Below are 24,675 nucleotides of genomic sequence, written 5' to 3'. Positions count from 1 at the left end.
AGCGCTTTCATGAATTATCGTGTGCTGTCCCTGCTTGCCGTTCTGCTGGTGTGGCTGCCCATGGCATTTGCGGCCGAACCCGGGTACCCACTGGATGCACCGGCACCAGATGGGCGGCGTGTCGGCGGGACCTTGACTCAGGAGCTGCCGGCACCGCCCATCGCGGAAGACGAAAACAAGGACCTCAAGCGTGAACGTAATTATCCCGAGCAACCGCCCACCATTCCCCACAGCATTCGCGGGTATGGCATCGACATGAACAGCAACAAGTGCCTGACGTGCCACAGTCGCGCCAACAGTGCGCGCACCCAGGCGCCGATGATCAGCATCACGCACTACATGGACCGTGACGGCCAGGCATTGGCGGCCGTGTCGCCGCGCCGGTACTTCTGCAATCAGTGTCACGTACCGCAAAAAGATGTGAAGCCACTGGTGAACAACAGCTTCAAGAACATCGACCAGGTGCTGCAAGACGAAATCAACCGCCAGCCGAAACCTTGAGGAGAGGCCATGAAATCTTTGCTTGCCTTGCTCAAGGATTATTGGAGTGTACTGCGTCGGCCCAGCGTGCATTATAGCCTGGGCTTCCTGACCCTCGGCGGATTTATCGCCGGGGTGATTTTCTGGGGTGGGTTCAACACCGCGCTGGAAGCGACCAACACCGAGAAGTTCTGCACGTCCTGCCATGAAATGCGCGACAACGTTTTTGTCGAGTTGCAGGAAACCATTCACTACACCAATCGCTCGGGCGTGCGCGCCACGTGCCCGGACTGCCACGTCCCCCACGAGTGGACGCACAAGATCGCCCGCAAGATGCAGGCCTCCAAGGAGGTCTGGGGCAAGCTGTTCGGCACTATCAGTACCCGGGACAAGTTTCTGGGCATGCGTCGGGAGCTGGCCGAACACGAGTGGGCACGGCTCAAGGCCAACGATTCCCGGGAGTGTCGCAACTGCCACAACTTCGAGTTCATGGACTTCACGCGGCAGGGCAAGCGCGCCGCCAACATGCACTCCACCTCATTGGCCAGCGGACAGGCAACCTGCATCGACTGCCATAAAGGCATTGCCCACAAATTGCCCGACATGAGCGGCGTGAAAGGCTGGTAGCCGGCTTTCACGGCGTTGCCTCCAAGCGGCATAACCGCGCCGGTTTTTCGTCTCCGATACAGTGTTCGTTTCCCTTCTGATTGGCCTCCGGCCCCCGGTTTCATGGGGGTTGGAGCTGCTGCGCACAAGTTGGTCTGCAAATTGCTACAGCCTGCGCAACACAGCAGTCGGCGGCAAACGTCCGGCAGGCAGAGGAAAGAGTGTGGACAAGTACCTTTATGTGGCAATGACCGGCGCCAGCCAGAATGCACTGGCGCAAAAGGCGCATGCCAACAACCTCGCGAACATCTCCACCAACGGCTTCCAGAAAGACCTGGAGCAGGCCCGTTCGATGCCGGTGTTCGGTGACAGCTTTCCGGCGCGTGCGTTTGCCATGTCCGAACGCCCGGCCACGGATTTCTCCCCTGGCTCACTGGTGGAAACCGGCCGCGACCTCGACGTTGCCGTGCAAGGCGGCGGCTGGATTGCCGTACAGAATCCCGATGGCGGTGAAAGCTACGTGCGCACCGGCAGCTTGAACGTTGACGCCCTGGGCGTGCTGCGTGCCGGCAACGGCATGCCGGTCATGGGCAATGGCGGGCCGATAGCCGTGCCGCCGGAACAGCAGATCGAAGTCGGCGAGGACGGCACCATCAGCATCCGCGCAATGGGCGAGGGGCCTCGGGTGATGGCTGAAGTCGACCGCATAAAGCTGGTCAACCCGGACCTGAAGAACATGACCAAGGGCCTGGATGGTTCGATCCACACCAAGGACGGCAAGCCGGCGCAGGCCGATGCCGACGTCAAGCTGGTGTCCGGGTTCCTCGAGTCGAGCAACGTCAATGCCGTGGAAGAGATGACCTCGGTACTGGCCTTGTCCAAGCAGTTCGAGCTGCACATCAAGATGATGAACACCGCCAAAGACGATGACCAGGCCATGGCTCGGGTCTTGCAGATCAGCTAATCACCAGAACGTCGCGCCGTAAAACAGGCGCACGAGGAGAATCGAATGCTTCCGGCTCTATGGGTTGCCAAAACAGGTCTGTCCGCCCAGGACACCAACCTGACCACCATTTCCAACAACCTGGCGAACGTGTCGACCACGGGTTTCAAACGTGACCGCGCCGAGTTCCAGGACCTGCTCTACCAGATCAAGCGTCAGCCTGGCGCCCAGTCGACCCAGGACAGCGAACTGCCGTCGGGTCTGCAACTGGGTACCGGTGTGCGCATCGTCGGCACCCAGAAGAACTTCACCGCCGGCAGCCTGCAAACCACCGAGCAGCCACTGGACATGGCCATCGACGGTCGCGGTTTCTTCCAGATCCTGCAACCGGACGGCACCACGTCCTACACCCGTGACGGTACCTTCCACCTGGACTCCAACGGCCAGATCGTCAACGCCAGCGGCTTTGCCCTGGAGCCGGCGATTGTCATTCCGAACGACGCGCAGACCTTCACCGTCGGCCGCGACGGCACCGTATCCATCACCGTTGCCGGCAATCCGGCTGCCCAGGTGATCGGCAACCTGCAGACCGCCGACTTCATCAACCCGGCCGGCCTGCAGGCAGTGGGCAACAACCTGTTCCTGGAAACCGCCGCCAGTGGCGCGCCGCAAGTCGGCACTCCGGGCCTGAACGGTTTCGGCACCACGCTGCAGAACACCCTGGAAACGTCCAACGTCAGCACCGTTGAGGAGATGGTCAACATGATCACCACCCAGCGTGCCTACGAGATGAACTCCAAGGTGATCTCCACCGCCGACCAGATGCTCTCGTTCGTAACGCAGAATCTGTAATCAAGTCTATGGGGCGGCCATGAGGCTGCCTGCAACACCGTGAGGTAGGGTCATGAATCGCTATGTATCTGTTCTGGCACTGAGTGGGATCACCGCGCTCGCAGGCTGCGTGCCTTCGACGCCCAAGCCCAATGACCCTTACTACGCTCCGGTGTTGCCGCGTACGCCGTTGCCGGCGGCCGCGAACAACGGCTCGATCTATCAGGCCGGTTTCGAACAGAACCTCTACAGCGACCGCAAAGCCTTCCGGGTCGGTGACATCATCACCATCACCCTGAACGAAAAGACCCAGGCCAGCAAAAACGCCAACTCGCAAATCGGCAAGAACAGCAAGGCCAACATCGGCCTGAGTTCGCTGTTCGGCAGCAGCGCCACCACCAACAACCCGTTCGGCGATGGCGACCTGAGCCTGAGTGCCAGCTACGAAGGTGACCGCGCGACCAAGGGCGACAGCAAGGCGGCGCAGGGCAACACCCTGACCGGTTCGATCACCGTGACCGTTGCCGATGTGTTGCCCAACGGCATCATCGCGGTGCGCGGCGAGAAGTGGATGACGCTCAACACCGGCGATGAGCTGGTGCGGATCGCCGGCCTGGTTCGCGCCGATGACATCTCGACCGACAACACCGTGTCGTCGACCCGTGTCGCCGATGCGCGCATCACCTATTCGGGCACCGGCTCGTTTGCCGATGCGAGTCAGCCAGGCTGGTTCGACCGTTTCTTCCTCAGCCCGCTGTTCCCTTTCTAGGTGGCTTTCCAGTTGAGCATGTTGAACTTCAAACACCTTATGGTGGCCGCCCTGATGCTGTCGGCAGCCTTCAATGCTCAAGCCGAGCGCCTGAAGGACATCGCCAGCATTTCCGGCGTGCGTTCCAACCAGTTGATCGGCTACGGCCTGGTGGTCGGGCTTAACGGCACCGGCGACCAGACGACGCAGACCCCGTTCACCCTGCAGACCTTCAACAACATGCTCTCGCAGTTCGGCATCAAGGTGCCGCCGGGTTCGGGCAACGTGCAGTTGAAGAACGTGGCGGCCGTGTCGATCAGTGCAGACCTGCCTGCGTTCGCCAAGCCGGGGCAGCAGGTCGACATCACCGTTTCGTCTATCGGCAACTCCAAGAGCTTGCGCGGCGGCACCTTGCTGCTGACGCCGCTCAAGGGAATCGACGGCAACGTCTATGCGGTGGCCCAGGGCAACCTGGTGGTCGGCGGTTTCGATGCGGAAGGGCGCGACGGCTCGAAGATCACCGTCAACGTTCCGTCGGCCGGCCGCATCCCCGGTGGTGCATCGGTGGAGCGCGCGGTGCCGAGCGGTTTCAACCAGGGCAACAGCCTGACGCTGAACCTCAACCGTTCCGACTTCACCACGGCCAAGCGCATCGTCGACAAGATCAACAACATGCTTGGCCCTGGCGTGGCCCAGGCCATCGACGGCGGTTCGGTTCGCGTCACCGCGCCGCTCGATCCAAGTCAGCGGGTCGACTACCTGTCGATCCTGGAAAACCTCGAGATCGATCCGGGCCAGGCGGTGGCGAAAGTCATCATCAACTCCCGCACCGGCACCATCGTGATCGGCCAGAACGTCAAGGTTTCTCCGGCCGCCGTGACCCACGGCAGCCTGACCGTGACCATCACCGAAGACCCGATCGTCAGCCAGCCCGGCCCCCTGTCCAATGGCACGACGGCGGTGGTGCCGCGTTCGAAGGTCAATGCCCAGCAGGAAGCCAAGCCGATGTTCAAGTTCGGCCCTGGCACCACCCTCGACGAGATCGTGCGGGCGGTGAATCAGGTCGGCGCGGCACCGGGTGACCTGATGGCCATCCTCGAAGCGTTGAAGCAGGCCGGCGCCCTGCAAGCCGACCTGATCGTGATCTGAGGACGGCCATCGTGGATATGCGCAAGAGCGGTCTGGTCAGCAGCAGCGATTCGGGTTCCTACTCGGACCTCAATCGTCTGAATCAGCTCAAGGTCGGCGACAAGAACAGCGACGGCAACCTGCGCAAGGTGGCGCAGGAGTTCGAGTCGCTGTTCCTCGGGGAAATGCTCAAGTCCATGCGTTCGGCCACCGAAGCGCTGGGCCAGGACAATCCGATGAACACCCCGGCGGCCAAGCAATATCAGGAAATGTACGACCAGCAACTGGCTGTTTCCATGTCCCGCGAGGGCGGTGGTATCGGCCTGGCTGACGTGCTGATGCGCCAGATGTCGAAGAACAAACCGCTGGCGCCGGGTGAAGCCGCCGCAGCGTCTCTGGCCAAACAAGAAGCCGCGAAAGCAGCCGTGCAAACGCCGGTGGCGGCCGGCACGGTGGCAATCAAAGGACCGCTGTCGCGGGTCAATGGCCAGCGTCCGTTGTGGGCTTCGCGCTCGGTCCATGCGCCGCAAGAGGCGAGTGAGGGTGGTCATCGCAATGACATGGCGCTGATCAATCAGCGACGCCTGGCATTGCCGCCGAAGCTGGCTGATCGTCTGTTGGCCGGGCTGGTGCCTTCGGCGACGCCCGCTGCCACGACGATCAACAAGACACCGTTGCCTGAGCGCGCGACAAGCACCGGCACGGGACCGCTGTACAACGGCGACTGGCTGGCGACTGCGCAGCAATCCTCCTCGGGCGGCATGCAGATCTACGGTCGCGCCATGGCGCAGATTCCGTTGGCGCCCCCGAAGAAAGCCTTCAGTTCCGCCGATCAGTTCGTCAACACCATGTTGCCGATGGCCAAGGAGGCGGCGGCGCGGATTGGTGTCGATCCGCGTTATCTGGTGGCCCAGGCGGCCCTGGAAACCGGTTGGGGTAAATCGGTCATGCGTGCTCAGGACGGCAGCAGCAGTCACAACCTGTTCGGCATCAAGGCCGGCAACAGTTGGCAGGGAAATTCGGCGCGGGCGATCACCAGCGAATTCCGGAACGGGCAGATGGTCAAGGAGACGGCCGAGTTCCGTTCCTACGACTCCTACAAGGACAGTTTTCATGACCTTGTGACTTTGCTGCAGACCAATAATCGCTATCAAGATGTCGTGAAGTCGGCCGATAACCCGGAACAGTTTGTACGCGAGTTGCAGAAGGCCGGTTACGCAACCGACCCGGACTACGCGAGCAAGATTTCGCAGATAGCCAAGCAGATGACGAGTTACCAGAACTACGCTGCGGCGGGCGTTTCCACCACGCCTTTATAGGCACAAGGTATAAGGTCTGAAACATGAGTTTGCTCAATATCGGGATGTCGGGGCTGAGTGCTGGCCATAACTCGTTGGTGACGACCGGCAACAACATTGCCAACGTCGACACCGCCGGGTACTCGCGCCAGCAAACTGTGCAGGGCACCAAAGGCTCGATTCAGTACGGCAACGTGTTCATCGGCACCGGCACGACGCTGGCCGATGTGCGCCGCGTGTACAACTCCTATCTCGATTCACAACTGCGTACCGCCACCTCGCTCGACAGTGAAGCGGCGTCGTACAACGCTCAGGCCACTCCGCTGGACGCCACGCTTTCCGATACCAACACCGGGCTGACCGGTGTACTGCAAAAGTTCTTCACCTCGATGCAGGGCGTTTCGACCTCGGCCACCGACGACACGTCCCGCCAGTCGGTGCTGACCGGTGCGCAGGCCTTGTCCGCCCGCTTCAATTCGATTGCCAAGCAGTTGAACGACCAGAACACCAACCTGAACGGCAGCCTGGGCGAAATGGCGGACCAGGTGAACAAGCTGTCCACCAAGATTGCCACGCTCAACCAGAAAATTTCCGAACTCTCCACCGGCACTAACCAGCCCAACGACTTGCTGGACTCGCGCAACGAAGCCGTGCGTCAACTGTCCGAGCTGGTCGGTACCCAGGTGGTCGAGCGTGGCAACAGCTACGACGTCTACATCGGCAGCGGTCAGCCACTGGTGGTCGGCAACACCACCAACACTCTGCAAACCGTGCCGGGCAAGGATGACCCATCGCGCATGGCGCTGCAGCTCAACCGTGGCTCCAGCACCATCGACGTGACCTCGGTGGTCAGCGGCGGTGAAATCGGTGGCCTGCTGACCTACCGCAAGGAAGTGCTCGACCCGTCGCTCAATGAGCTGGGGCGCGTTGCACTGGTGGTGGCGGACCAGATCAACAGCCAGCAGGCGCAGGGCATCGACAAGAACGGTGATTTCGGCGCGGCGATCTTCAGCAACATCAACAGTGCCGCGCTGGTCAGTCAGCGCAGCATTGCGGCGGCGGGCAACAGTGCCGGCTCCGGCAACCTGGATGTCACCATCAAGGACACTGGCAAGCTGACCACCAGCGACTATCAGGTGACGTTCACCAGCGCGACCAACTACACCGTCAAGCGCTCGGACGGCACCGACCTGGGTGCGTTCAGCACCACCACGACCCCGGCTCCGGTGATCGACGGCTTCAGCCTGAACCTGAACGGCGGTGCGCTGAGCGCCGGCGACTCGTTCAAGGTGACTCCGACCCGCGGCGCGGCGGCCGGTATCCAGACCGTGCTCACCGACCCGAAAAAAATCGCGGCCGCAGCACCCCTGACCGGCGTGTCCAGTGCCAACAACACCGGCACCTACACCCAGCCGACGCTGACCAGCACCCTCGATATCTACAACCCGGCGGCCCAGGCAGAAATGCAGACCGCGCTCAAGTACTCGACACCGGTCAAGCTGGTGTTCGGGGCGGCCAGCGGCGGTAGCCAGACCTACAACATGGTCGATGCCAAGGGTAACTCGATCGGCACCGGCACCATCGTTCCCGGCCAGAGCAACACCTTGAACCTGAAAGTGGGCATGGTCGATGCCAGTGGTGCTCCGGTCATGGACACCAGTGTCACGCCGGCCGTGCAGAAGACCTTCACCGTGCAGACCACGGTCGGTGCCACGCCGGCCAGCGGTGAAAGCTTCACCATCAACCTGACCGGCGCGGCGTCTTCGGACAACCGCAACGCCCAGGCGCTGGTCGGATTGCAAACCAAACAGACGGTAGACACCGGCACGGCGAGCAAGGGCATCAGCCTGACCGATGCCTACAACAAGCTGGTGACCAACGTCGGCGCCAAGGCAGCCCAGGGCAAGTCCGACAGCGAAGCCACCACGGCGATCCTGGCCAATGCAAAAGGGGCGCGGGATTCGAATTCCGGGGTAGACCTGGACGAAGAAACCGGCAACCTGGTCAAGTACCAGCAGTACTACACCGCGTCTTCGCAGATCATCAAGGCTGCGCAGGAAATTTTCACCACGCTGATCAACAGCCTTTAAGGAGTCGTAATTCATGCGCATTTCCACCGCCCAGTATTACGAAATCACCGCTGCCAATTACCAGCGCAACTTCAACAAGGCCATCGCGACCAGCAATGAAGCCAGCAGCCTGACCCGCATCAATACCGCCGCCGATGATCCGATCGGCGCCGGTCGGTTGCTGCAACTGGGCCAGCAGAGCGCGATGCTTGATCAGTACGGTACCAACATCGAAAGTACCAAGAGTGCATTGAGCCTGCAGGAAACGACGCTCAACTCCATCGGTATCGCCTTGCAGCGCGCCAAGGAACTCGGTCTTGCTGCCAACAACGGCATCGCTACCGACGCGGATCGCAAAGCTTATGCGTCAGAGCTTGTGCAGATTCAGCAACAGGTCCTCGGCTTGATGAACTCCCGGGACTCGGCGGGCAACTACCTGTTCTCCGGTTCGAAAACCGATACGCCACCGTACTCGCAGAACGCTGACGGCACCTTCAACTACAACGGTGACCAGAGCAGCATCAACCTGGGCATTGGCGATGGCATGTCGATTGCCACCAATACCACCGGTTGGGACGCTTTCCAGCAGACCATCAACACCAGCCGCACCCAGACCACCATGACCGCTCCGGCAGTGGATGATGGTCGGGTGGTATTGTCCGGCGGCGAGGTCACCTCGAGCACGACTTACAACAACAAGTTCGCAAGCGGCCAGCCTTATCAGGTCACCTTCCTCAGCAGTACCCAGCTGAAAATTACCGATGCGGCGGGCAACGACGTCACTGCCGAAGCCAGCCAAAACGGTGTGGTCAGCAATACCAGCGGTGCCAACCAGGTGGTGAACTTCCGCGGTGTCGACTTGAAGCTGAACATCAACCTCAAATCGGGTGATGTACCGGACACCGTGATCGCCGGCCATAGCTTCCAGTTGTCGGCCAAACCGGATTCTTTCAATACTTCGCGCAGCCCGGGTAACACCTCGACAGCGGTAATCACCGGCTCCAACGTGACCAACTCGTCAAGCTACACCAATGCCTTCCCGGCGGGTGGGGCGATCCTCAAATTCACCAGCGCCACGGCCTACGATCTGTACGCTGCACCGATTACTGCTGACAGCAGGCCCGTGTCGTCGGGCACCATGACCGCGGGCAATGCAACGGCCGCTGGCGTGACCTTCGCCATCGGTGGCACACCGGCTGCCGGTGATCAGTTTGTGATTCAGGGTAACAATCACCAGACCCAGAACGTACTCGATACCCTGGGGCAGATGATTACCGCGTTGAATTCGCCGGTCGACTCCGATCCGGTGATCAAACAGCAGTTTCATGCCGCCATGGATTCGGGCCTGAACAACCTGAACAGTGCCGTGAATCAGATTGGTACTGCCGTCAGTTCGATCGGTGCTCGAGGCCAGTCGCTGGATAATCAAACCGCGACCAACGAGAGCCTGACTCTGGCCAATACCACCAGTCAGTCGTCGATTCGCGACTCTGACCCGGCAGAAGTCATGACGCGCCTTACCTTGCAGCAGACCATGTTGCAGGCCGCACAGCTGGCGTTCAGCAAGATTTCCCAGTTGGGCCTGTTCAACAAGATCTGACAGTCGTCGGGCGTACTCGCGCCCGATGGTCTTGTTCCTTCAGTATTTATTGTCTTTTTTGCGGTTTCGAAGGGCTCGCTTTTCTGGGCGGGCTCGCACCGCCTGTGAGCCCACCGTGAATTCACTCCCGCTTGTCAGCCTGGTCATTCCCGCCTTCAATTCACGCTTTTTCGAACGTGCGCTGCACTGTGCCGTGAGTCAGGGGTACGCCAATCTCGAGATCATTGTGTGTGACGACAGTCGCGGCAACGAAATTGAGAGCATTGTCGCGGCACAGGTTGAACAGTCGGGGGTAGCGGTGCGTTATGTGCGCAACCCGCGCACGCTCGGGTTGGTGGGGAACCTGCATCGGTGTCTGGAAGAGGCGCAGGGCGAGTTCATCAAGTTCCTGTGTGACGATGATCAGTTGTTTGCCTCGTGCATAGAATTCCAGGCTCAGTTGCTGATCGATAACGAGGATGTGAGCCTGGCGCTGGCTCAACGCATGCTTTGGGATGCCAACGACACGCTGCTGCCATCGCGCCTGATAAACACGCCGCTGTCCCCTATGAGCAGCCTGTTCCATGGAGATGACATGCTGGGGATATTCGACCGGTTTCCGGCCAATATTCTCGGTGGTTTCAGTAATGCGCTGTTCCGCCGTAGTGACGTGCTGGAGCTTTTGCCCGCGTTGACCCAAGAGGGTCATTGTTTTGTCGCCAGTCTCGATTTCGCGTTGTACGTGTGCCTGTTGCGACGCGGCAACCTGGCGATGTCCAATCAAGTACTCAGTGTCGAGCGCTTGCATCCGGATCGTCTGAGCAATCAGCAACCGATGAGGGATGCTATTGAGGTTGAGCGTCAATGGCTGTTTCAAATGCTCAAGGCTCGCAGCGGCGAGAAAGCGCCTGCACCGGGATGGGTTCGTTATCTGCCGCTGACCCGCGTTGATGAGTCGCCACGGGTCTGGGAAGAGTTGGCTTTGAGTCAGACCCTGGGCAACAGGCAGACGACACAGATCCATCAGGTGGGTATTTTCAGCGAGAACTTTGCAGAACTCTATGCGCAGTGGTTGGCATGCCGGACCATCAGTGAAGGTCAACGGCAATTATTGTCGGAGGCGCTGGCGGGCTGGTCGCATACACCTAAAATCGTGCCGATTATCATCGACGAGCAGGATAGTCGTTCAGCGCTGGAGCTCACACTCAACGCGCTCGCTTCCCAGGACTATGCACCGGAATTGACGCTGGTCTTGTCGGCATCCTGTACAGAAGCAGTGTTGGATGAGCGGGTTTTTCGCCTGCCGCTACAGGCAGATTGGCAGCAGCAAATCAATCAGTTGTCCGCGCAGTTGACCGGTGCTGACTGGTTCTACTTGCTGCGTGCCGGCGATCGTCTGGTGGCGCCCGCGTTGCTCATGATGGCCGAACGGATTGTTGCTTCGCCAACGATGACTTGCCTCTATGGTGATGAGGGTGGACTGCGTCGGGGAGAGTCCGCCGAACCGGTGTTCAAGCCGGACTTCAACCTGGATTTGATGCGTGGTTATCCCTATGTCGGCAGGGCACTGGCATTTGAGCGTCAACGTTTTCTGGCGCTCGGCGGTTTGGACTCCTCGCACGGGGAGCTGGCGCCTCACGACGTGTTATGGCGCATGGTCGAGAGCGACGGTGTTCAAGCCGTCGGTCACATTGCGGAAGTGTTGATGGAGTCGGCATTCGACTTCGGCAAGTGGTTGTCCTTGCCTGCGGTGCTGGAAGGCAACCCGCTGTTACTCAAAGCGCACCTGCAACGTTTGGGCATTGCCCATGAGATTCGCAGCGACAGCTCTGCTCTGCTCAATCGAGTCGATTACCAGCATGAGAATCGACCGCTGGTGTCGATCATCATTGTCAGCAAAGACCAGGCTGTCGCCATGCAGCGCTGCGTCGAAAGCTTGCTGGAAAAGACCGCTTACGGCGAATACGAGTTGCTTCTCGTCGATAACGGCAACGAGAGCGTCGAAGCCCGATTCTGGCTTGAAGGTATGGCGCAACTTGGTTCCGAGCGGATCCGCGTTCTTGCGTATCCGCAGCAGGGCAATGATGCCGCGGTACGCAATTTCGCTGCCAGGCACGCCCGGGGCGAATATGTCCTGATGCTCAATCCTTACACGGTGGTCACCCAGGATGACTGGTTGGCAGAACTGCTCAATCATGCACAACGCCCGGAAGTCGGGGTGGTCGGCGCCAAGCTGTTCGACCCGGATGGACGAGTGGCGCATGCGGGCCTGATTCTCGGTCTGCATGGGCCCGCCGGGTCGCCGTTTTATGGCGAGTCTTTGCAGGCGGCCGGCTACATGAACCGATTGCAGGTCGCTCACGATTTGAGCGCTGTCGGCGGTGATTGCCTGATGGTGCGCAAAGCGGTTTTTGATTTGGTTGGTGGTCTGGATGAGCAGGGCTTGGCGCAGTCCCTGAGTGAGGTGGACCTTTGCTTGCGCGTCGGACAGGCCAACTACCTGGTGGTCTGGACACCGCATGCTCGACTGGCGTTAGGGGCTCAACCCGTGCAGGAAGCCGATGCGACTTTGCGTAGTCAGGAACAGGAATTGTTCTATCAGCGTTGGCTGCCGATCGTCGCTCGTGACCCGGCGTACAGCGCCAACTTGTCACTGAACGGATTGGGCAAGGCCAGTTTTATTCTTGAACCTGGCCTGATTGATGGATGGACCCCGTTTTCTACAGCGCAATTGCCCAACATCCTTGCCTTGCCGGCTAATGCTACCGCCGTCGGACACTATCGCGTGACTCAGCCGTTAATCGAGCTTGAAGCAGCCGGTAGAGTCCAGGGAAAAATTCACTATCGCATGCCATCCATCATTGAGATCGAGCGCCAGTCGCCTGACGTTGTCATCATCCAGGGGCGATACGCTGAAGGGCTTATCGAAGAAATTCCGCTTCTGCGTACCTATACCCATGCGCGACGTATCTATGAGCTGGATGACTATGTTATCAATGTTCCCCATCGCAATGCGCACAAGCGCAACCTGCCGGGCAAGGAGGACATGGAGAAGCTGGTCCGGCGTGGGGTCGGCATGTGCGATCGGGTCGTGGTGTCTACCGAGTCACTGGGTGACGCGCTATCGAGCATGCATAACGATATTCGTGTCGTCCCGAACATGCTGGCCAAGCATCTGTGGAGCGATATGCGCAGCCAGCGTCGGACCACGAAAAAGCCGCGGGTCGGTTGGGGTGGCGGTACCAGTCACCACGGCGATCTGGCGGTGATTGCCGATGTGGTTCGCGAATTGGCCAATGAAGTCGACTGGGTGTTCTTCGGCATGTGCCCGGATGATTTGCGTCCGTATATGCATGAATTCCACGGTGTGATCGGGCTGGATGTCTACCCGGCGAAGCTGGCCAGTCTGAACCTCGACCTGGCATTGGCGCCGCTGGAATTTCACATTTTCAACGACTGCAAGAGCAACCTGCGTTTGCTCGAGTATGGCGCCTGCGGTTTTCCGGTGATCTGCTCCGACACCAAGGCCTATAGCGGTTATTTACCGTGCACCCGGATCAAGACCAACACCACCGATGAGTGGCTGCAAGCGATTCGCATGCACCTGTCCGATCCGGATGCCAGCTACCGTATGGGCGATGAATTGCGTGAGGTTGTGTTGCGCGACTACGTATTGCGTGGCGACAACTTACGGTATTGGGAAGATGGCTGGTTGAGTGACTGATAGCGTTATGCGTGATCCCTAAAAAACAGGCGACTCTTGAGTCGCCTGTTTTTTTTTGTGTTATCGCGATGGCCTCTGCATCACTAGGATCGCACCCATCGCGCGCCGCAAAGAGCTGGCGCGTTTCCTGCAGGTCCCCTTTATATCGCCATAAAACGAGCATTGGCGGCCTGGTCGACAGGGCTCGCAGCGGCGTTGAGCGTTTTATCCAGATGGCCCACAAAAGCTTGATATAGCTGGGTTTGGACCTCTGACGAACAAGAGGGGAAGGGGATGAAGGCAGTTATTTTGGCGGGTGGCCTGGGCACGCGCATCAGTGAGGAATCACACCTCAAGCCCAAGCCGATGATCGAGATCGGCGGCAAGCCAATTCTCTGGCACATCATGAAGCAGTACTCCGCCCACGGCATCCACGACTTTGTGATTTGCCTAGGCTACAAGGGCTACGCCATCAAGGACTTCTTTGCCAACTACTTCCTGCATACCTCTGACGTCACCTTCGACATGTGCAACAACCGCATGGACGTACACCAGAACTACAGCGAGCCATGGCGCGTCACGCTGATCGACACTGGTGAAGAAACCATGACCGGTGGCCGCCTGCGCCGGGCATCCCGCTATCTGGAAGGCGAACAGGCATTTTGCTTTACCTACGGTGATGGCGTCTCGGATCTCAACATCGGTGCCCTGGTTGATTTCCACCTGAGCCACGGCAAGTTGGCCACGGTAACCGCGGTGCAGCCACCAGGACGTTACGGTGCTCTGGAGCGCAGTGGCGATACGGTTTTGGGTTTCACCGAGAAGCCTCGCGGCGATGGCGGCTGGATTAACGGAGGCTTCTTTGTTCTGTCGCCCAAGGTGCTGCCGTACATCGCAGACGATCACACCTCTTGGGAAGCCGAACCTTTGGCGAAACTGGCCAGCGAGCAACAACTTCACGCGTTCCAGCACGATGGTTTCTGGCATCCGATGGACACCCTGCGTGACAAGAATCACCTGGAGTCCTTGTGGCAGAGCGGGGAGGCCCCATGGAAGCAGTGGGACTGAGTCCGCAATTCTGGTGTGGCAAGCGGGTTCTGGTCACCGGCCACACCGGGTTCAAGGGCAGTTGGCTGACGTTGTGGCTGCAAAGTCTTGGAGCTGAGGTCAGCGGGTTTTCCCTTGATCCGTCCACCGAGCCGAGTCTGTTCGAATTGGCGCGTGTTCACGAAGGCATCAACGACCAGCGCGGCGACTTGCGTGACCTCGCCGCATTGCTGGAACTGATCGCTGAAACGCAGCCGGAAATTGTCCTGCACCTGGCGGCCCAGCCGCTGGTGCGCGAAGGCTATCGCGACCCGTTGGGCACTTACTCCAGCAACGTCATGGGCACCCTCAACCTGCTCGAAGCGATCCGCCAGGTCGGCGGTGTGCGCGCGTGCGTGCTGGTGACCACCGACAAGGTCTACGCCAATCAGGAGTGGCTGTGGCCATACCGTGAAAACGAGCCGTTAGGTGGCCACGATCCTTATAGCAGCAGTAAGGCTTGCTGCGAGCTGCTGGCGCAGTCTTATGCGGCGTCTTTCTTCCCGGCGGAAAAACATTCAGAGCATGGTCTAGCCCTGGCCACAGCCCGCGCTGGCAACGTGCTCGGCGGTGGCGACTTCGCTCCAGAGCGGTTGATCCCTGATGTGCTCAGGGCCTGGTCGGCGGACGAACCGGTGACCTTGCGCTATCCACAAGCTGTTCGCCCGTGGCAGCACGCGCTGGAACCACTGGCCGGTTATCTGCAATTGGCGACCGGCTTGTACAAACAGGGTCCGACATTCGCTGGCGCCTGGAACTTTGGCCCCAGTGAAGCGGACATGTGCAGCGTTGGCGAAGTGGTCGAGCTACTCGCCAGTCGCTGGCCACAATCGCGCGGGCTGCGTATCGAACCCAGTGAGTTGCACGAGGCCGGTCTGTTGCGCCTGGACAGCAGCCGCGCACGGCAATTGCTGGGCTGGCAACCACGGTGGTCGTTGCAACAATGCCTGACCCAGACCCTGGATTGGCATCTGGCGTGGCAGAACGGCGATGACATGCGCGCATTTACGCTGGGCCAGTTGAACCTGTACCGAGGCGCGCTGTGAGTGAATTTCTGTTGAATTCGCTGCCACTGAGTGGATTGTTCAGCGTGCAGCACAAGCGCTTCGAGGATGAGCGCGGTCACTTTGCACGCTTGTTTTGCGAGGGCAGCCTGAGTGCGTTTGGCGAGACGTTTCACATTCGCCAGATCAATCACTCCTGCACCCGCGAACGCGGCAGCGTGCGTGGCCTGCATTACCAGAATGCCAGCGCGCCGGAAGCCAAATTGATCACCTGCCTGCGCGGTGAAGTCTGGGATGTGGCGGTGGACCTGCGTCCCGACTCCGAAACCTTCCTGCACTGGCACGCTGAGCATCTGCGGGCCGGTGACGGTCGCAGCCTGTTGATCTCGGCGGGGTTCGCCCATGGCTTCCAGACCCTGACAGCCGATGCTGAACTGCTTTACCTGCACAGTCACGATTACACCCCCGAGCATGAGGGCGGGTTGTCGGTGCACGATCCACGGCTGGCAATCGCCTGGCCGCTGTCTGTCAATAATCTGTCGGCACGAGACTCCAGCCATCCCTTGCTCGATGAACATTTCGCCGGAGTGCGTCTATGAACTGCCGTGGTTGCGCGACTGCGCTGACCCTGCCGCTGATCGACCTGGGCACCTCGCCACCGTCCAACGCCTATGTGCGTGCCGATCAACTGGAACAAGCCGAGCAATGGGTGCCGTTGAAGGTTGCCGTATGCCAGCAGTGCTGGCTGGTGCAAACCGAGGATTACACTCGTGCCGACAGTCTGTTCGATGCCGAGTACGCCTATTTCAGTTCGTTCTCCAGTACCTGGCTGGCCCATGCCGAGCGTTATGTGGCCGAGATGGTCGAGCGCTTCGGCCTGACCGCCGATAGCCGAGTGGTGGAAGTGGCGGCCAACGATGGCTACCTGTTGCAGTATGTGGCCAAGCGCGGCATCCCGTGCCTGGGCGTCGAGCCAACCCGCAGCACCGCGCAAGCGGCGCGGGAAAAAGGCCTGGAGATTCGCGAGTTGTTTTTCGGCCGCGACACCGCCGCGCAGTTGAACAGTGAAGGCTGGGGCGCCGACCTGATGGCCGCCAACAACGTGCTGGCCCATGTGCCGGATATCAACGATTTTCTCGCTGGTTTTGCGAGCCTGCTCAAGCCGACCGGCGTGGCAACTTTCGAGTTTCCACAGCTGCTGACGCTGATGGCCGGCCAGCAGTTCGACACGCTGTATCACGAGCACTATTCCTATCTGTCGCTGACCGCCGTGCAAACCCTGTGTGAGCGCAACGGCCTTGAGGTGTTCGACGTCACCCTGTTACCGACCCACGGCGGGTCGCTGCGGGTGTTCGTGCAGCGCATGGAGGGCGAGCGTCGCGAGGTGCAACCGGCGGTGCAACAGCAGTTGCAGGCCGAACTCGCCACCGGGGTGAAAACCCCTGAGTACTACACGACCCTGGCCCCGGCTGCCGAGCGCATCAAGCATGGCCTGCTGCGCTTTTTGTTGCAGGCCAAGGCCGACGGCAAGCGTGTGGTTGGTTATGGCGCTGCGGCCAAGGGCAACACCTTGCTCAACTACGCCGGCGTCAAACCGGATCTGCTGGCCTGGGTCGCCGATGCCAACCCGCACAAGCAGGGCAAGTTTTTGCCGGGCAGTCGCATACCGATCGTGTCACCGGCGCAAATCGATATTGAAAAACCGGACTATGTGTTGGTCCTGCCGTGGAACCTGCTGCACGAAGTCAGCCAGCAACTCGCCCAGGTGCGGCAGTGGGATGGACGTTTCGTGATTGCCGTGCCTGAGTTGATCGTTTTGTGAACGTGCTGGTCACCGGGGCCACCGGGTTTGTCGGCCGGCATCTGGTTGCAGAGCTGCTTGAGCGTGGCTGCACCGTTCGCGCCGTGGCGCGTAATGCCGAGACGGCTTCGAGCATGCCGTGGATCAATGCCGTGGAGTTCATTGTCGCGGATGTTCACGCCGACAGCCTGGACATTGCGGCGTTGACCGAGGGCGTCGATGCCCTGGTGCATCTGGCGTGGCCGGGGTTGCCGAGCTATCAGGCGCTGTTTCATTTCGAGCATAACCTGATGGCCGATTACCGGTTCATCAAGGGCGCTGTCGAAGCCGGTGTGGCGCAGATACTGGTGACGGGCACCTGTTTTGAGTATGGCATGCAGAGCGGGCCGCTCGATGAGCTCGTCGTACCGAAGCCTGCCAATTCCTATGGCCTGGCGAAAAATACCCTGCGCCTGTTCCTGGAAAACTTGCAACGGATTCAGCCGTTCACCCTGCAATGGGCACGTCTGTTTTACCTGCACGGCGAAGGGCAGAACCCCAACAGCCTGTTGGCGGCACTGGACCGGGCCATCGATGCCGGGGATGCCAGTTTCAACATGTCGGCCGGTGAGCAGTTACGCGATTACCTGGCCATCGAAACAGCCACTGGTTACCTAGCGTCGATCCTGCAACAGCGCGACTTCAATGGTGTGATCAACTGTGCCAGCGGCCAGCCGATCTCGGTCCGGGCACTTGTGGAACAGCGAGTGCATGAGCGCGGCGCATCGATTCGTTTGAACCTGGGGCACTACCCATACCCGACCCACGAACCGATGGCGTTCTGGGGTGTGGCAGAGCGCTTGCAGCAGCTACTGGGAGCAAAGCATGAAGCATGAGTTGTATCGGGTCGCCGACCTGCCGGTGTTGCAAAACCGTACCTTTGTCGACGCGCAGTCCGCCCGGGCCTCGGCCTGCGCCGACATGGTGTTGGTGCAGGACGAGAAGAGCGGGTTGATCTTCAATCAAGCCTTCGACGCCGACAAGCTCAGCTACGACGCCGACTATCAGAACGAACAGGCGCACTCGGGCCAGTTCCAGAAACACCTGAGCGATGTCGAAGGCATCATTGCCCGCCATTTCAGAGGTCGGGAACTGATCGAAGTCGGCTGCGGCAAAGGCTATTTCCTGGAGTTGCTCAAGGGCCTGGGCTATGCCATCACCGGCATCGATCCGGCCTACGAAGGCGACAACGCCGACGTGATCAAGGCTCCATTCACCCGTGGCCTTGGCCTGGCGGCGGACGCCATCGTGCTGCGCCATGTGTTGGAGCACATCCAGGACCCGGTGAGCTTTCTGGCTGAGATGGCCGAGGCCAATCAGGGCGGACAGATCTACATCGAAGTGCCCTGCTTTGACTGGATCCTGGAGCACCGCGCCTGGTTCGACCTGTTCTACGAGCACGTCAATTATTTCCGTCTCGATGACCTGCGCCGGATGTTCGGCACCGTGCACGAGGCCGGTCACCTGTTCGGTGGCCAGTACCTGTACATCGTTGCCGACCTGGCCACGTTGCGCCTGACCCCGGAACAACCAGTACCACGCCTGACATTGCCCGACGGCTTCACCCACAGCCTGACGCGGGCGGTGCAGATCATTCAGGCCGCACCCGGGCAGGGTTCGGCGATCTGGGGCGCGTCATCCAAAGGTGTGATCTATTCGCTGTTCTTGCAACGGGCCGGAGTGGCGGTGGACCGCGTGGTGGATATCAACCCGGCCAAGCAGGGTCGTTACTTGCCCCTGAGCGGTGTGCGGGTGTCGTCGCCGCAAGAGGCGATGGATGCCTTGCCCGAAGGCGCCAACCTGTTTGTGATGAACTCCAATTACCTCGAAGAAATCAAGCGGATGACCGATGGACGCTACGTTTATCACGCCGTCGACAGCGCTTCGTTCCAGTGACTATTGAGATTTTACAATGACCGACAACAGCATCAATAAAGCCTTCGAAGCCGAGTGCCAGGAACAGATCGCCGCTCAAGGCGACGACCAGAAACTGACAGGCCTGGCCCGTGATTTCTTCAACGAATCGGCCAAGCACAAGTACAGCTACCACTTCTCGTGGATGGGCCGTCCGATCATCCAGTTGCCGCAAGACATGATGGCGATGCAAGAGATCATCTGGCAGGTCAAGCCAGACCTGGTCATCGAGTGCGGTATCGCCCACGGCGGTTCGATCATCTACTACGCCTCCCTGCTGGAGCTGCAAGGGCACGGCGAAGTGCTGGGCATCGACCTGGACATCCGTGCGCACAACCGCGAAGCCATCGAAAGCCACCCGATGAGCAAACGCATCAAAATGATCGAAGGTTCGAGCATCGACCCGGCCATCGCCGCCCAGGTGCGCGCCGCCGCCGAAGGCAAGAAAGTCATTCTGGTACTCGATTCCAACCACACCCACGACCACGTACTGGAAGAGTTGCGCCTTTATGCGCCACTGGTGTCGGTGGACAGCTACTGCGTGGTGATGGACACGGTGGTTGAAGACATGCCGGCCGATTTCTTCCCGGACCGTCCATGGGGGCCGGGCGATAACCCGAAAACCGCCGTGTGGAAATACCTGGAAGAAAACAAGGATTTCGAAATTGACCAGCAGATGCAAAACAAGCTGCTGATCACGGTTGCACCGGACGGTTACCTGCGTCGGGTTCGTTAAGTCGCACCATCATCAAAGCGTTAATTTTGCGGTTCGCCGGTTGTGGGAGAGGTTATGCAAGGTATTTACAGTTCTGAACACACGTTGCCACTCAACGAGCTGTTGACGGTGGTGCTGATCACCCACAATCGTCCGGCGTTTTTGCGTCGGGCGTTGAAGCACTACAGCGCTTTGCCTTGCAAAGTCATGGTGCTGGACTCTACCCCCGAGCGTCCGGAAGGCGACTTTTCTGCAGTCGACTATCAACATGTCCCGCAATTTGCCTACCAAGGCCTGCAGGCCAAACTGGCCTACGGCGTCGAACAACTGACAACCCCGTACATGGTTCTGGCGGCTGATGATGACTTCATCTTGCACGACGCACTGTTCGAGTCGGTTGGTTTCCTGCAAGCGAACCCGGACTACGGGATGTGCCACGGCTATTGCCTGATGTACCTGGCCCTTGCCGGAAGTGTCAGTTATTACCGTCGGGACAAGAAAGTCTGCGAAGACTATTCGTCCGAGCGGGCTCAGGATCGAGTGCAGGATTACATGCATCAATACTTGCCACCGTTTTATGCGGTGACGCGTACCGACCTGATGAAAACCTGGCACTCGGCATTGCCGGCGGGAACCAGCTTTGAATGGCAGGAAATCGGCCACACTTACTTCCTGTTGGCAAGCGCCAAGGCGCGGGTTCTACCGACGGCTTATGTGGTACGCGAATTAAACTATGGGGGCTCCGAGCACAGCACCGAGGTGTTTCACTCGCTGACTTACACCGATGCCAAGTCGGTGGCTGAACGTGAAGCCTTCGCCGGCTTTCTGGCCTCGTTGCCGACCGGTATCAACGACCTCGATCCGCAGCAGACCAAGGCATTTGCCCTGGAAAGTTTCGACGTCATGACCGACGCCTTGCGCAGCGGCCGGTCATTGACGGTGGAATTGATTTTCCAATCTGCCTGGAACAACACCCTCAAGGTTCCTGAGCGTCGTTTCGGGCCGTTGCAGTACGTGGAAATGCCTTTCTATAACCAGGCATTTTTCGATCTCTTGACCCAGTTTGAGTTTTTGCTGCACAACCAGCCAGCAGGCCGTATGCAGTTGCAGGAACTTGAAGGGGTGTGGGCGCGACAGGCCTACCTGCTGGCTCCGCGTAACAACGACACTGCAGAAAGTGTGATTGAACGTTTGTTGCTGGCCCACGATATCAATGCTTTCAACCGCACAGTAAGTAACCGTTTGGCGGCTCAACTGGAGCTGCTTGGCGAAGACGAAGAAGCCCAAGTCATGCGCGAGTGGATTGCACGGCTTGAGCAGGACTCGCTCGACGATCACCACTCGACGTTTGACAAAATGCGGTCTGGTCTGCTGCTCAAGTGGCTGGCCTCCCGTCAGCCCGATGCCCTGTTAATCGAGTCGATTGCCCAGCATCTGGCAGCAAACGACGGCGGCCCGCAGTTCGGCGTTTTCTTGCTGGACCTGGACAACGACATCAACAAGGTGCAAGTCACGCTCGATAGCCTGCTTGAGGGGCACAGCAAAGCATTCAAGGTGGTGGTCTTCACCACGGGCGAACCACCGGTGGCCACCACGGCACAAAACACCCTGCACTTTGTCCGTGTCACCCAAAACAACTACGTCGACAAGCTGAACCTGAGCGCCGAACAGTCGCCATGCGACTGGCTGCTGCTGGCGCAAGCGGGCGACGAGTTCACTGCCGGCGGCCTGTTGCGTGCCAGTCTGGAACTGATGTCTGCCGCTGACGTTCGCGCGGTCGCCACCGATGAAATCCAGCGCAAGGACGATGGTGCACTGGTGGACGTGTTCCGTCCCGGGTTCAATCTGGATCTGCTGCAAAGCCTGCCAGCGCTGATGGCGCGTCATTGGCTGATTCGTCGTGAGGTCTTGATCGAGGCGGGTGGCTACCAGGCCGATTTCAGCAACGCTCTGGAATTCGACTTGCTGCTGCGCGTTATCGAGCAGGGTGGCCTTGGCGGCCTGGCTCATCTCGACGAACCGTTGCTGATCACCCAGGCGCCAGTGCTGGAAGAGAACGCCGACGAGCGTCAGGCACTGCTGCGCCATCTGGGCAATCGCGGTTACAAGGCTAAAATCACCTCGGCGTTGCCGGGCACGTATCAAGTGGATTATCGCCACACAGAGCGCCCGCTGGTGTCGATCATTCTGGCGGCGGGTGACGATTTGCCTGCACTGCAACGCTGCCTGGAAGGGCTGCTGCTGCGTACCCGCTACCTCCAGTACGAAGTGTTGATCGCGGTCAATTCAAATCAGTCGGCCGAGGTCAATGACTGGCTCGGTGCCTATCAGCGTCCGAAAGTGCATATCCTGCGGGCTGATCGTCCGATGAGCGAAGTGGCGCTGTACAACACCGCCAGCCAGCAGGCACAGGGCAAGTACTTGGTGCTGCTGGACGTTGAGGGTGAGATCGTCAATTCGAACTGGATCGAGACCTTGCTCAACCACGCACAGCGTCCGGAGGTGGGTGTCGTTGGTGCCAAATTGATCGATCGTAACGGCAAGATCTCCCAGGCCGGGTTGATTCTGGGGCTCAACGGTGGTGTCGGTTCGGCGTTTGTCGGTGAGCAACATGACGCCGAGGGCTACCTGCATCGGTTGGCGCTTGAGCAGAATTACTCTGCCGTATCGAAGGCCTGCCTGATGGTGCGCAAAGAGCTGTTCGATGTCTTGGGTGGCCTGGACAGTGAGAGCTTCGCCGACGGTTTCAGCGACGTTGACCTGTGTCTCAAGGCTGGTCAGGCCGGTTACCTCACTGTCTGGACGCCGCTGGTTCGTGTGTTCCACTCGGGCAAGGTTGCACAGGCGCCACAAGCCCTTGCTGCATTGCGTGAAAAATGGTCCTCCCACTTCGCTCAGGACCCGGCCTACAACGCCAACCTGGCATTGACTGGCAAAGGTTTTGCCCTGGGTGAAGGTACGTCGATTAACTGGGCACAACTGCTCGTTTAAACCTGGCTCACGGGTATAAAGGTCCAAGGCAGGTTCAACGCCCCATCGATTTTTATTTCAGGCGGCACGGGGTCGTTCTGGCGTTATTTCATCCGCCGCTTGCTGGAGCAATACCAGCCGCGGCGGGTGGCGTGGACGCCGGTTTCTCACTGGAAACGGAGGAAATGGCGAGTCTGGTTATCAAGACCGAGCGCGCCTGGCAGGCCCAGGGGCAGGTGAATTACGGGGTGGCCGATGTCGAGCGCAACGCCTTGGTATACCGCCGTTCGTTGTGTGTCGCCGAGGATAGAGTCGCCGGCGAGCCCTTTAAAAGCACCAATCTACGTGCCATTCGTCCGGGACTTGGGTTGTCCCCCAAACATGCTTCAAGCCTTCTGGGACGACGCGCCCGTCAGGCTATCAAGCGTGGAACGCCGATGGATTGGTCGTTGGCCTGATAACCCATAACCGGGGTGAATCGGCAAAATAGCGTGACCTGAGAGTCAGAACGCGCATCTTCACTGTATTGTATTAACCGGGAAGACGGCGCCTGGGTCTTTATCAGGTCCGGTGATAGCCCTTTACGCTTCCCGCTGTCGCCCTCTAGGCGATAGACAATCTTGGTTTGTCGGCGCCCCTCGATTCCTTGCGGGTGGTGGTATTGGGCTGTTTATTATTGGGAAGCCGTAATGATTGGCATAAAAAGCATTGCGAGCTACGTTCCTGTAGCCGGCGTGGACAATTACGCACAAGGTGCAAAATTCGAAAAGGATGAAGAATTCATCCTGGGCAAGATCGGTTCGGCGTTTCTGCCACGCAAAGGCATCGAACAGGAAACTTCCGATCTGTGCGTTGAGGCGGCCAATGCGCTGTTTGCCGGCAACCCTGATCTGAAACGTGAATCCATCGATGCGCTGATCGTCGTCACCCAGAACGGTGATGAGGAAGGACTTCCACACACGGCGGCCATCGTGCAGGACAAGCTCGGCCTGTCGACCAATGTCGCAGCGTTCGATATTTCTCTGGGCTGTTCCGGCTACGTTTACGGTATCTACGCAATCAAGGGTTTCATGGAGGCTGCCGGACTGAAAAATGGCCTGTTGATCACGGCCGACCCGTATTCGAAGATCGTCGATCCGGAAGATCGCAATACCACGATGCTGTTTGGCGATGCCGCCACTGCCACGTGGTTGGGTGAAGATCCGACCTGGGCACTGGGCAAGGCCAAATTCGGCACCGATGGTTCCGGCGCTCCTCACCTGAAAGTCACCGACGGTGTGTTCTTCATGAACGGTCGCCAGGTGTTCAACTTCGCTCTGCTCAAAGTGCCGGCGCATTTGCATGAGTTGCTGGGAGAGTCGGACCTGAAGGCTGACGATATCGATGCATTCTGCATTCACCAAGGCAGTGCGGCGATTGTCGATGCAGTGGCGCGGCGCTTTGAGGAGTGCCCGGAGAAGTTCATCAAGGATATGGTCGAAACCGGTAACACCGTGTCGTCGAGCATTCCATTATTACTAGAAAAACACATGCTGGACTCCAACTGGAGGCGCGTTGCGCTCAGTGGTTTCGGCGTTGGACTGTCCTGGGGCTCGGCAATTATCTATCGACCTGAATGAAGTTCTTTTCATAAAAAGGCCGGTACAAACAAAGCGTTCAAGGCTTGGCCTTGAGCGCTTTTTTTTGCTTTGGATGAATGCAAGCCAGCCTGTCGCTCGACGCCCGCCAACTGCATGTCTATGGCACGGGGCTTGGGGGGGC

19 protein-coding genes and 1 pseudogene are annotated in these 24,675 nt (G+C 59.4%); all 20 read left to right on the top strand.

Annotated elements, in window-relative coordinates:
* Positions 1-9: 9 nt before the first annotated feature.
* Positions 10-501 carry a nitrate reductase cytochrome c-type subunit gene (locus tag KW846_RS06225; RefSeq protein ID WP_218475394.1) on the top strand — a complete coding sequence of 164 codons (492 nt, stop codon included), beginning with the start codon at positions 10-12 and terminating at the stop codon, positions 499-501.
* A 9-nt stretch (positions 502-510) separates the two neighbouring features.
* Entirely contained in the window at positions 511-1,107 is a 597-nt protein-coding gene (locus KW846_RS06220; protein WP_218475391.1) for a cytochrome c3 family protein, read from the top strand.
* Between the two features lie 202 nt (positions 1,108-1,309).
* Entirely contained in the window at positions 1,310-2,050 is a 741-nt protein-coding gene (locus KW846_RS06215; protein ID WP_015096283.1) for a flagellar basal body rod protein FlgF, read from the top strand.
* Positions 2,051-2,095: 45 nt separating this feature from the next.
* On the top strand, positions 2,096-2,881 hold the full coding sequence (flgG, locus tag KW846_RS06210; RefSeq protein WP_007975316.1) for a flagellar basal-body rod protein FlgG: 786 nt from the start codon (positions 2,096-2,098) through the stop codon (positions 2,879-2,881).
* A 52-nt stretch (positions 2,882-2,933) separates the two neighbouring features.
* A complete protein-coding gene (flgH, locus tag KW846_RS06205) occupies positions 2,934-3,629 on the top strand; it encodes a flagellar basal body L-ring protein FlgH (RefSeq protein ID WP_218481637.1) in 696 nt (231 codons plus the stop codon).
* A gap of 18 nt (positions 3,630-3,647) precedes the next feature.
* Complete coding sequence (locus KW846_RS06200; protein WP_007975318.1) at positions 3,648-4,757, top strand: flagellar basal body P-ring protein FlgI; 1,110 nt, start codon at positions 3,648-3,650, stop codon at positions 4,755-4,757.
* Between the two features lie 11 nt (positions 4,758-4,768).
* Positions 4,769-6,055: a flagellar assembly peptidoglycan hydrolase FlgJ gene (gene flgJ, locus KW846_RS06195; protein WP_218481636.1), complete on the top strand. Its 1,287-nt coding sequence runs from the start codon at positions 4,769-4,771 to the stop codon at positions 6,053-6,055.
* 23 nt (positions 6,056-6,078) lie between these two features.
* A complete protein-coding gene (gene flgK / locus KW846_RS06190) occupies positions 6,079-8,124 on the top strand; it encodes a flagellar hook-associated protein FlgK (protein WP_218481635.1) in 2,046 nt (681 codons plus the stop codon).
* 13 nt (positions 8,125-8,137) lie between these two features.
* A complete protein-coding gene (locus tag KW846_RS06185; RefSeq protein ID WP_218481634.1) occupies positions 8,138-9,703 on the top strand; it encodes a flagellar hook-associated protein 3 in 1,566 nt (521 codons plus the stop codon).
* 115 nt (positions 9,704-9,818) lie between these two features.
* A complete protein-coding gene (locus KW846_RS06180; RefSeq protein ID WP_218481633.1) occupies positions 9,819-13,406 on the top strand; it encodes a glycosyltransferase in 3,588 nt (1,195 codons plus the stop codon).
* 273 nt (positions 13,407-13,679) lie between these two features.
* Positions 13,680-14,453, top strand: coding sequence for a glucose-1-phosphate cytidylyltransferase (gene rfbF / locus KW846_RS06175; RefSeq protein WP_218481632.1), 774 nt, complete (start codon positions 13,680-13,682; stop codon positions 14,451-14,453).
* Positions 14,435-15,517, top strand: a complete 1,083-nt coding sequence (gene rfbG, locus KW846_RS06170; protein WP_218481631.1) for a CDP-glucose 4,6-dehydratase — start codon at positions 14,435-14,437, stop codon at positions 15,515-15,517. The genes rfbF and rfbG overlap by 19 nt, the downstream gene beginning before the upstream one ends.
* Positions 15,514-16,074 carry a dTDP-4-dehydrorhamnose 3,5-epimerase gene (locus KW846_RS06165; protein ID WP_218481630.1) on the top strand — a complete coding sequence of 187 codons (561 nt, stop codon included), beginning with the start codon at positions 15,514-15,516 and terminating at the stop codon, positions 16,072-16,074. The genes rfbG and KW846_RS06165 overlap by 4 nt, the downstream gene beginning before the upstream one ends.
* Positions 16,071-17,297, top strand: a complete 1,227-nt coding sequence (locus KW846_RS06160) for a class I SAM-dependent methyltransferase (RefSeq protein WP_218481629.1) — start codon at positions 16,071-16,073, stop codon at positions 17,295-17,297. The genes KW846_RS06165 and KW846_RS06160 overlap by 4 nt, the downstream gene beginning before the upstream one ends.
* Complete coding sequence (locus KW846_RS06155) at positions 17,294-18,151, top strand: NAD(P)-dependent oxidoreductase (protein ID WP_218481628.1); 858 nt, start codon at positions 17,294-17,296, stop codon at positions 18,149-18,151. Before KW846_RS06160 ends, KW846_RS06155 begins: the two co-directional genes overlap by 4 nt.
* Positions 18,141-19,211, top strand: coding sequence for a class I SAM-dependent methyltransferase (locus KW846_RS06150; protein ID WP_218481627.1), 1,071 nt, complete (start codon positions 18,141-18,143; stop codon positions 19,209-19,211). The genes KW846_RS06155 and KW846_RS06150 overlap by 11 nt, the downstream gene beginning before the upstream one ends.
* A gap of 16 nt (positions 19,212-19,227) precedes the next feature.
* Complete coding sequence (locus KW846_RS06145) at positions 19,228-19,965, top strand: cephalosporin hydroxylase family protein (RefSeq protein WP_218481626.1); 738 nt, start codon at positions 19,228-19,230, stop codon at positions 19,963-19,965.
* A 54-nt stretch (positions 19,966-20,019) separates the two neighbouring features.
* Positions 20,020-22,935 carry a TIGR00180 family glycosyltransferase gene (locus tag KW846_RS06140; RefSeq protein ID WP_218481625.1) on the top strand — a complete coding sequence of 972 codons (2,916 nt, stop codon included), beginning with the start codon at positions 20,020-20,022 and terminating at the stop codon, positions 22,933-22,935.
* Between the two features lie 119 nt (positions 22,936-23,054).
* Positions 23,055-23,372: pseudogene (locus tag KW846_RS06135) on the top strand (SAF domain-containing protein); the annotation flags it as partial.
* Positions 23,373-23,603: 231 nt separating this feature from the next.
* Complete coding sequence (locus tag KW846_RS06130; protein ID WP_218481623.1) at positions 23,604-24,533, top strand: ketoacyl-ACP synthase III; 930 nt, start codon at positions 23,604-23,606, stop codon at positions 24,531-24,533.
* The last annotated feature ends 142 nt before the right edge of the window (positions 24,534-24,675 follow it).

The sequence above is a fragment of the Pseudomonas sp. PDM32 genome (assembly GCF_019219225.1).
Classification (GTDB): domain Bacteria; phylum Pseudomonadota; class Gammaproteobacteria; order Pseudomonadales; family Pseudomonadaceae; genus Aquipseudomonas; species Aquipseudomonas laurylsulfatiphila.
This window is presented reverse-complemented; position numbering and strand designations above follow the sequence as displayed.

What these genes read in the sequence shown, in the direction of transcription:
- KW846_RS06225 (WP_218475394.1), top strand. Translation starts at nt 10, where the DNA reads ATGAATTATCGTGTGCTGTCCCTGCTTGCCGTTCTGCTGGTGTGGCTG.
- KW846_RS06220 (WP_218475391.1), top strand. Translation starts at nt 511, where the DNA reads ATGAAATCTTTGCTTGCCTTGCTCAAGGATTATTGGAGTGTACTGCGT.
- flgG (WP_007975316.1), top strand. Translation starts at nt 2,096, where the DNA reads ATGCTTCCGGCTCTATGGGTTGCCAAAACAGGTCTGTCCGCCCAGGAC.
- flgH (WP_218481637.1), top strand. Translation starts at nt 2,934, where the DNA reads ATGAATCGCTATGTATCTGTTCTGGCACTGAGTGGGATCACCGCGCTC.
- KW846_RS06200 (WP_007975318.1), top strand. Translation starts at nt 3,648, where the DNA reads ATGTTGAACTTCAAACACCTTATGGTGGCCGCCCTGATGCTGTCGGCA.
- flgK (WP_218481635.1), top strand. Translation starts at nt 6,079, where the DNA reads ATGAGTTTGCTCAATATCGGGATGTCGGGGCTGAGTGCTGGCCATAAC.
- KW846_RS06185 (WP_218481634.1), top strand. Translation starts at nt 8,138, where the DNA reads ATGCGCATTTCCACCGCCCAGTATTACGAAATCACCGCTGCCAATTAC.
- rfbF (WP_218481632.1), top strand. Translation starts at nt 13,680, where the DNA reads ATGAAGGCAGTTATTTTGGCGGGTGGCCTGGGCACGCGCATCAGTGAG.
- rfbG (WP_218481631.1), top strand. Translation starts at nt 14,435, where the DNA reads ATGGAAGCAGTGGGACTGAGTCCGCAATTCTGGTGTGGCAAGCGGGTT.
- KW846_RS06160 (WP_218481629.1), top strand. Translation starts at nt 16,071, where the DNA reads ATGAACTGCCGTGGTTGCGCGACTGCGCTGACCCTGCCGCTGATCGAC.
- KW846_RS06150 (WP_218481627.1), top strand. Translation starts at nt 18,141, where the DNA reads ATGAAGCATGAGTTGTATCGGGTCGCCGACCTGCCGGTGTTGCAAAAC.
- KW846_RS06145 (WP_218481626.1), top strand. Translation starts at nt 19,228, where the DNA reads ATGACCGACAACAGCATCAATAAAGCCTTCGAAGCCGAGTGCCAGGAA.
- KW846_RS06140 (WP_218481625.1), top strand. Translation starts at nt 20,020, where the DNA reads ATGCAAGGTATTTACAGTTCTGAACACACGTTGCCACTCAACGAGCTG.
- KW846_RS06130 (WP_218481623.1), top strand. Translation starts at nt 23,604, where the DNA reads ATGATTGGCATAAAAAGCATTGCGAGCTACGTTCCTGTAGCCGGCGTG.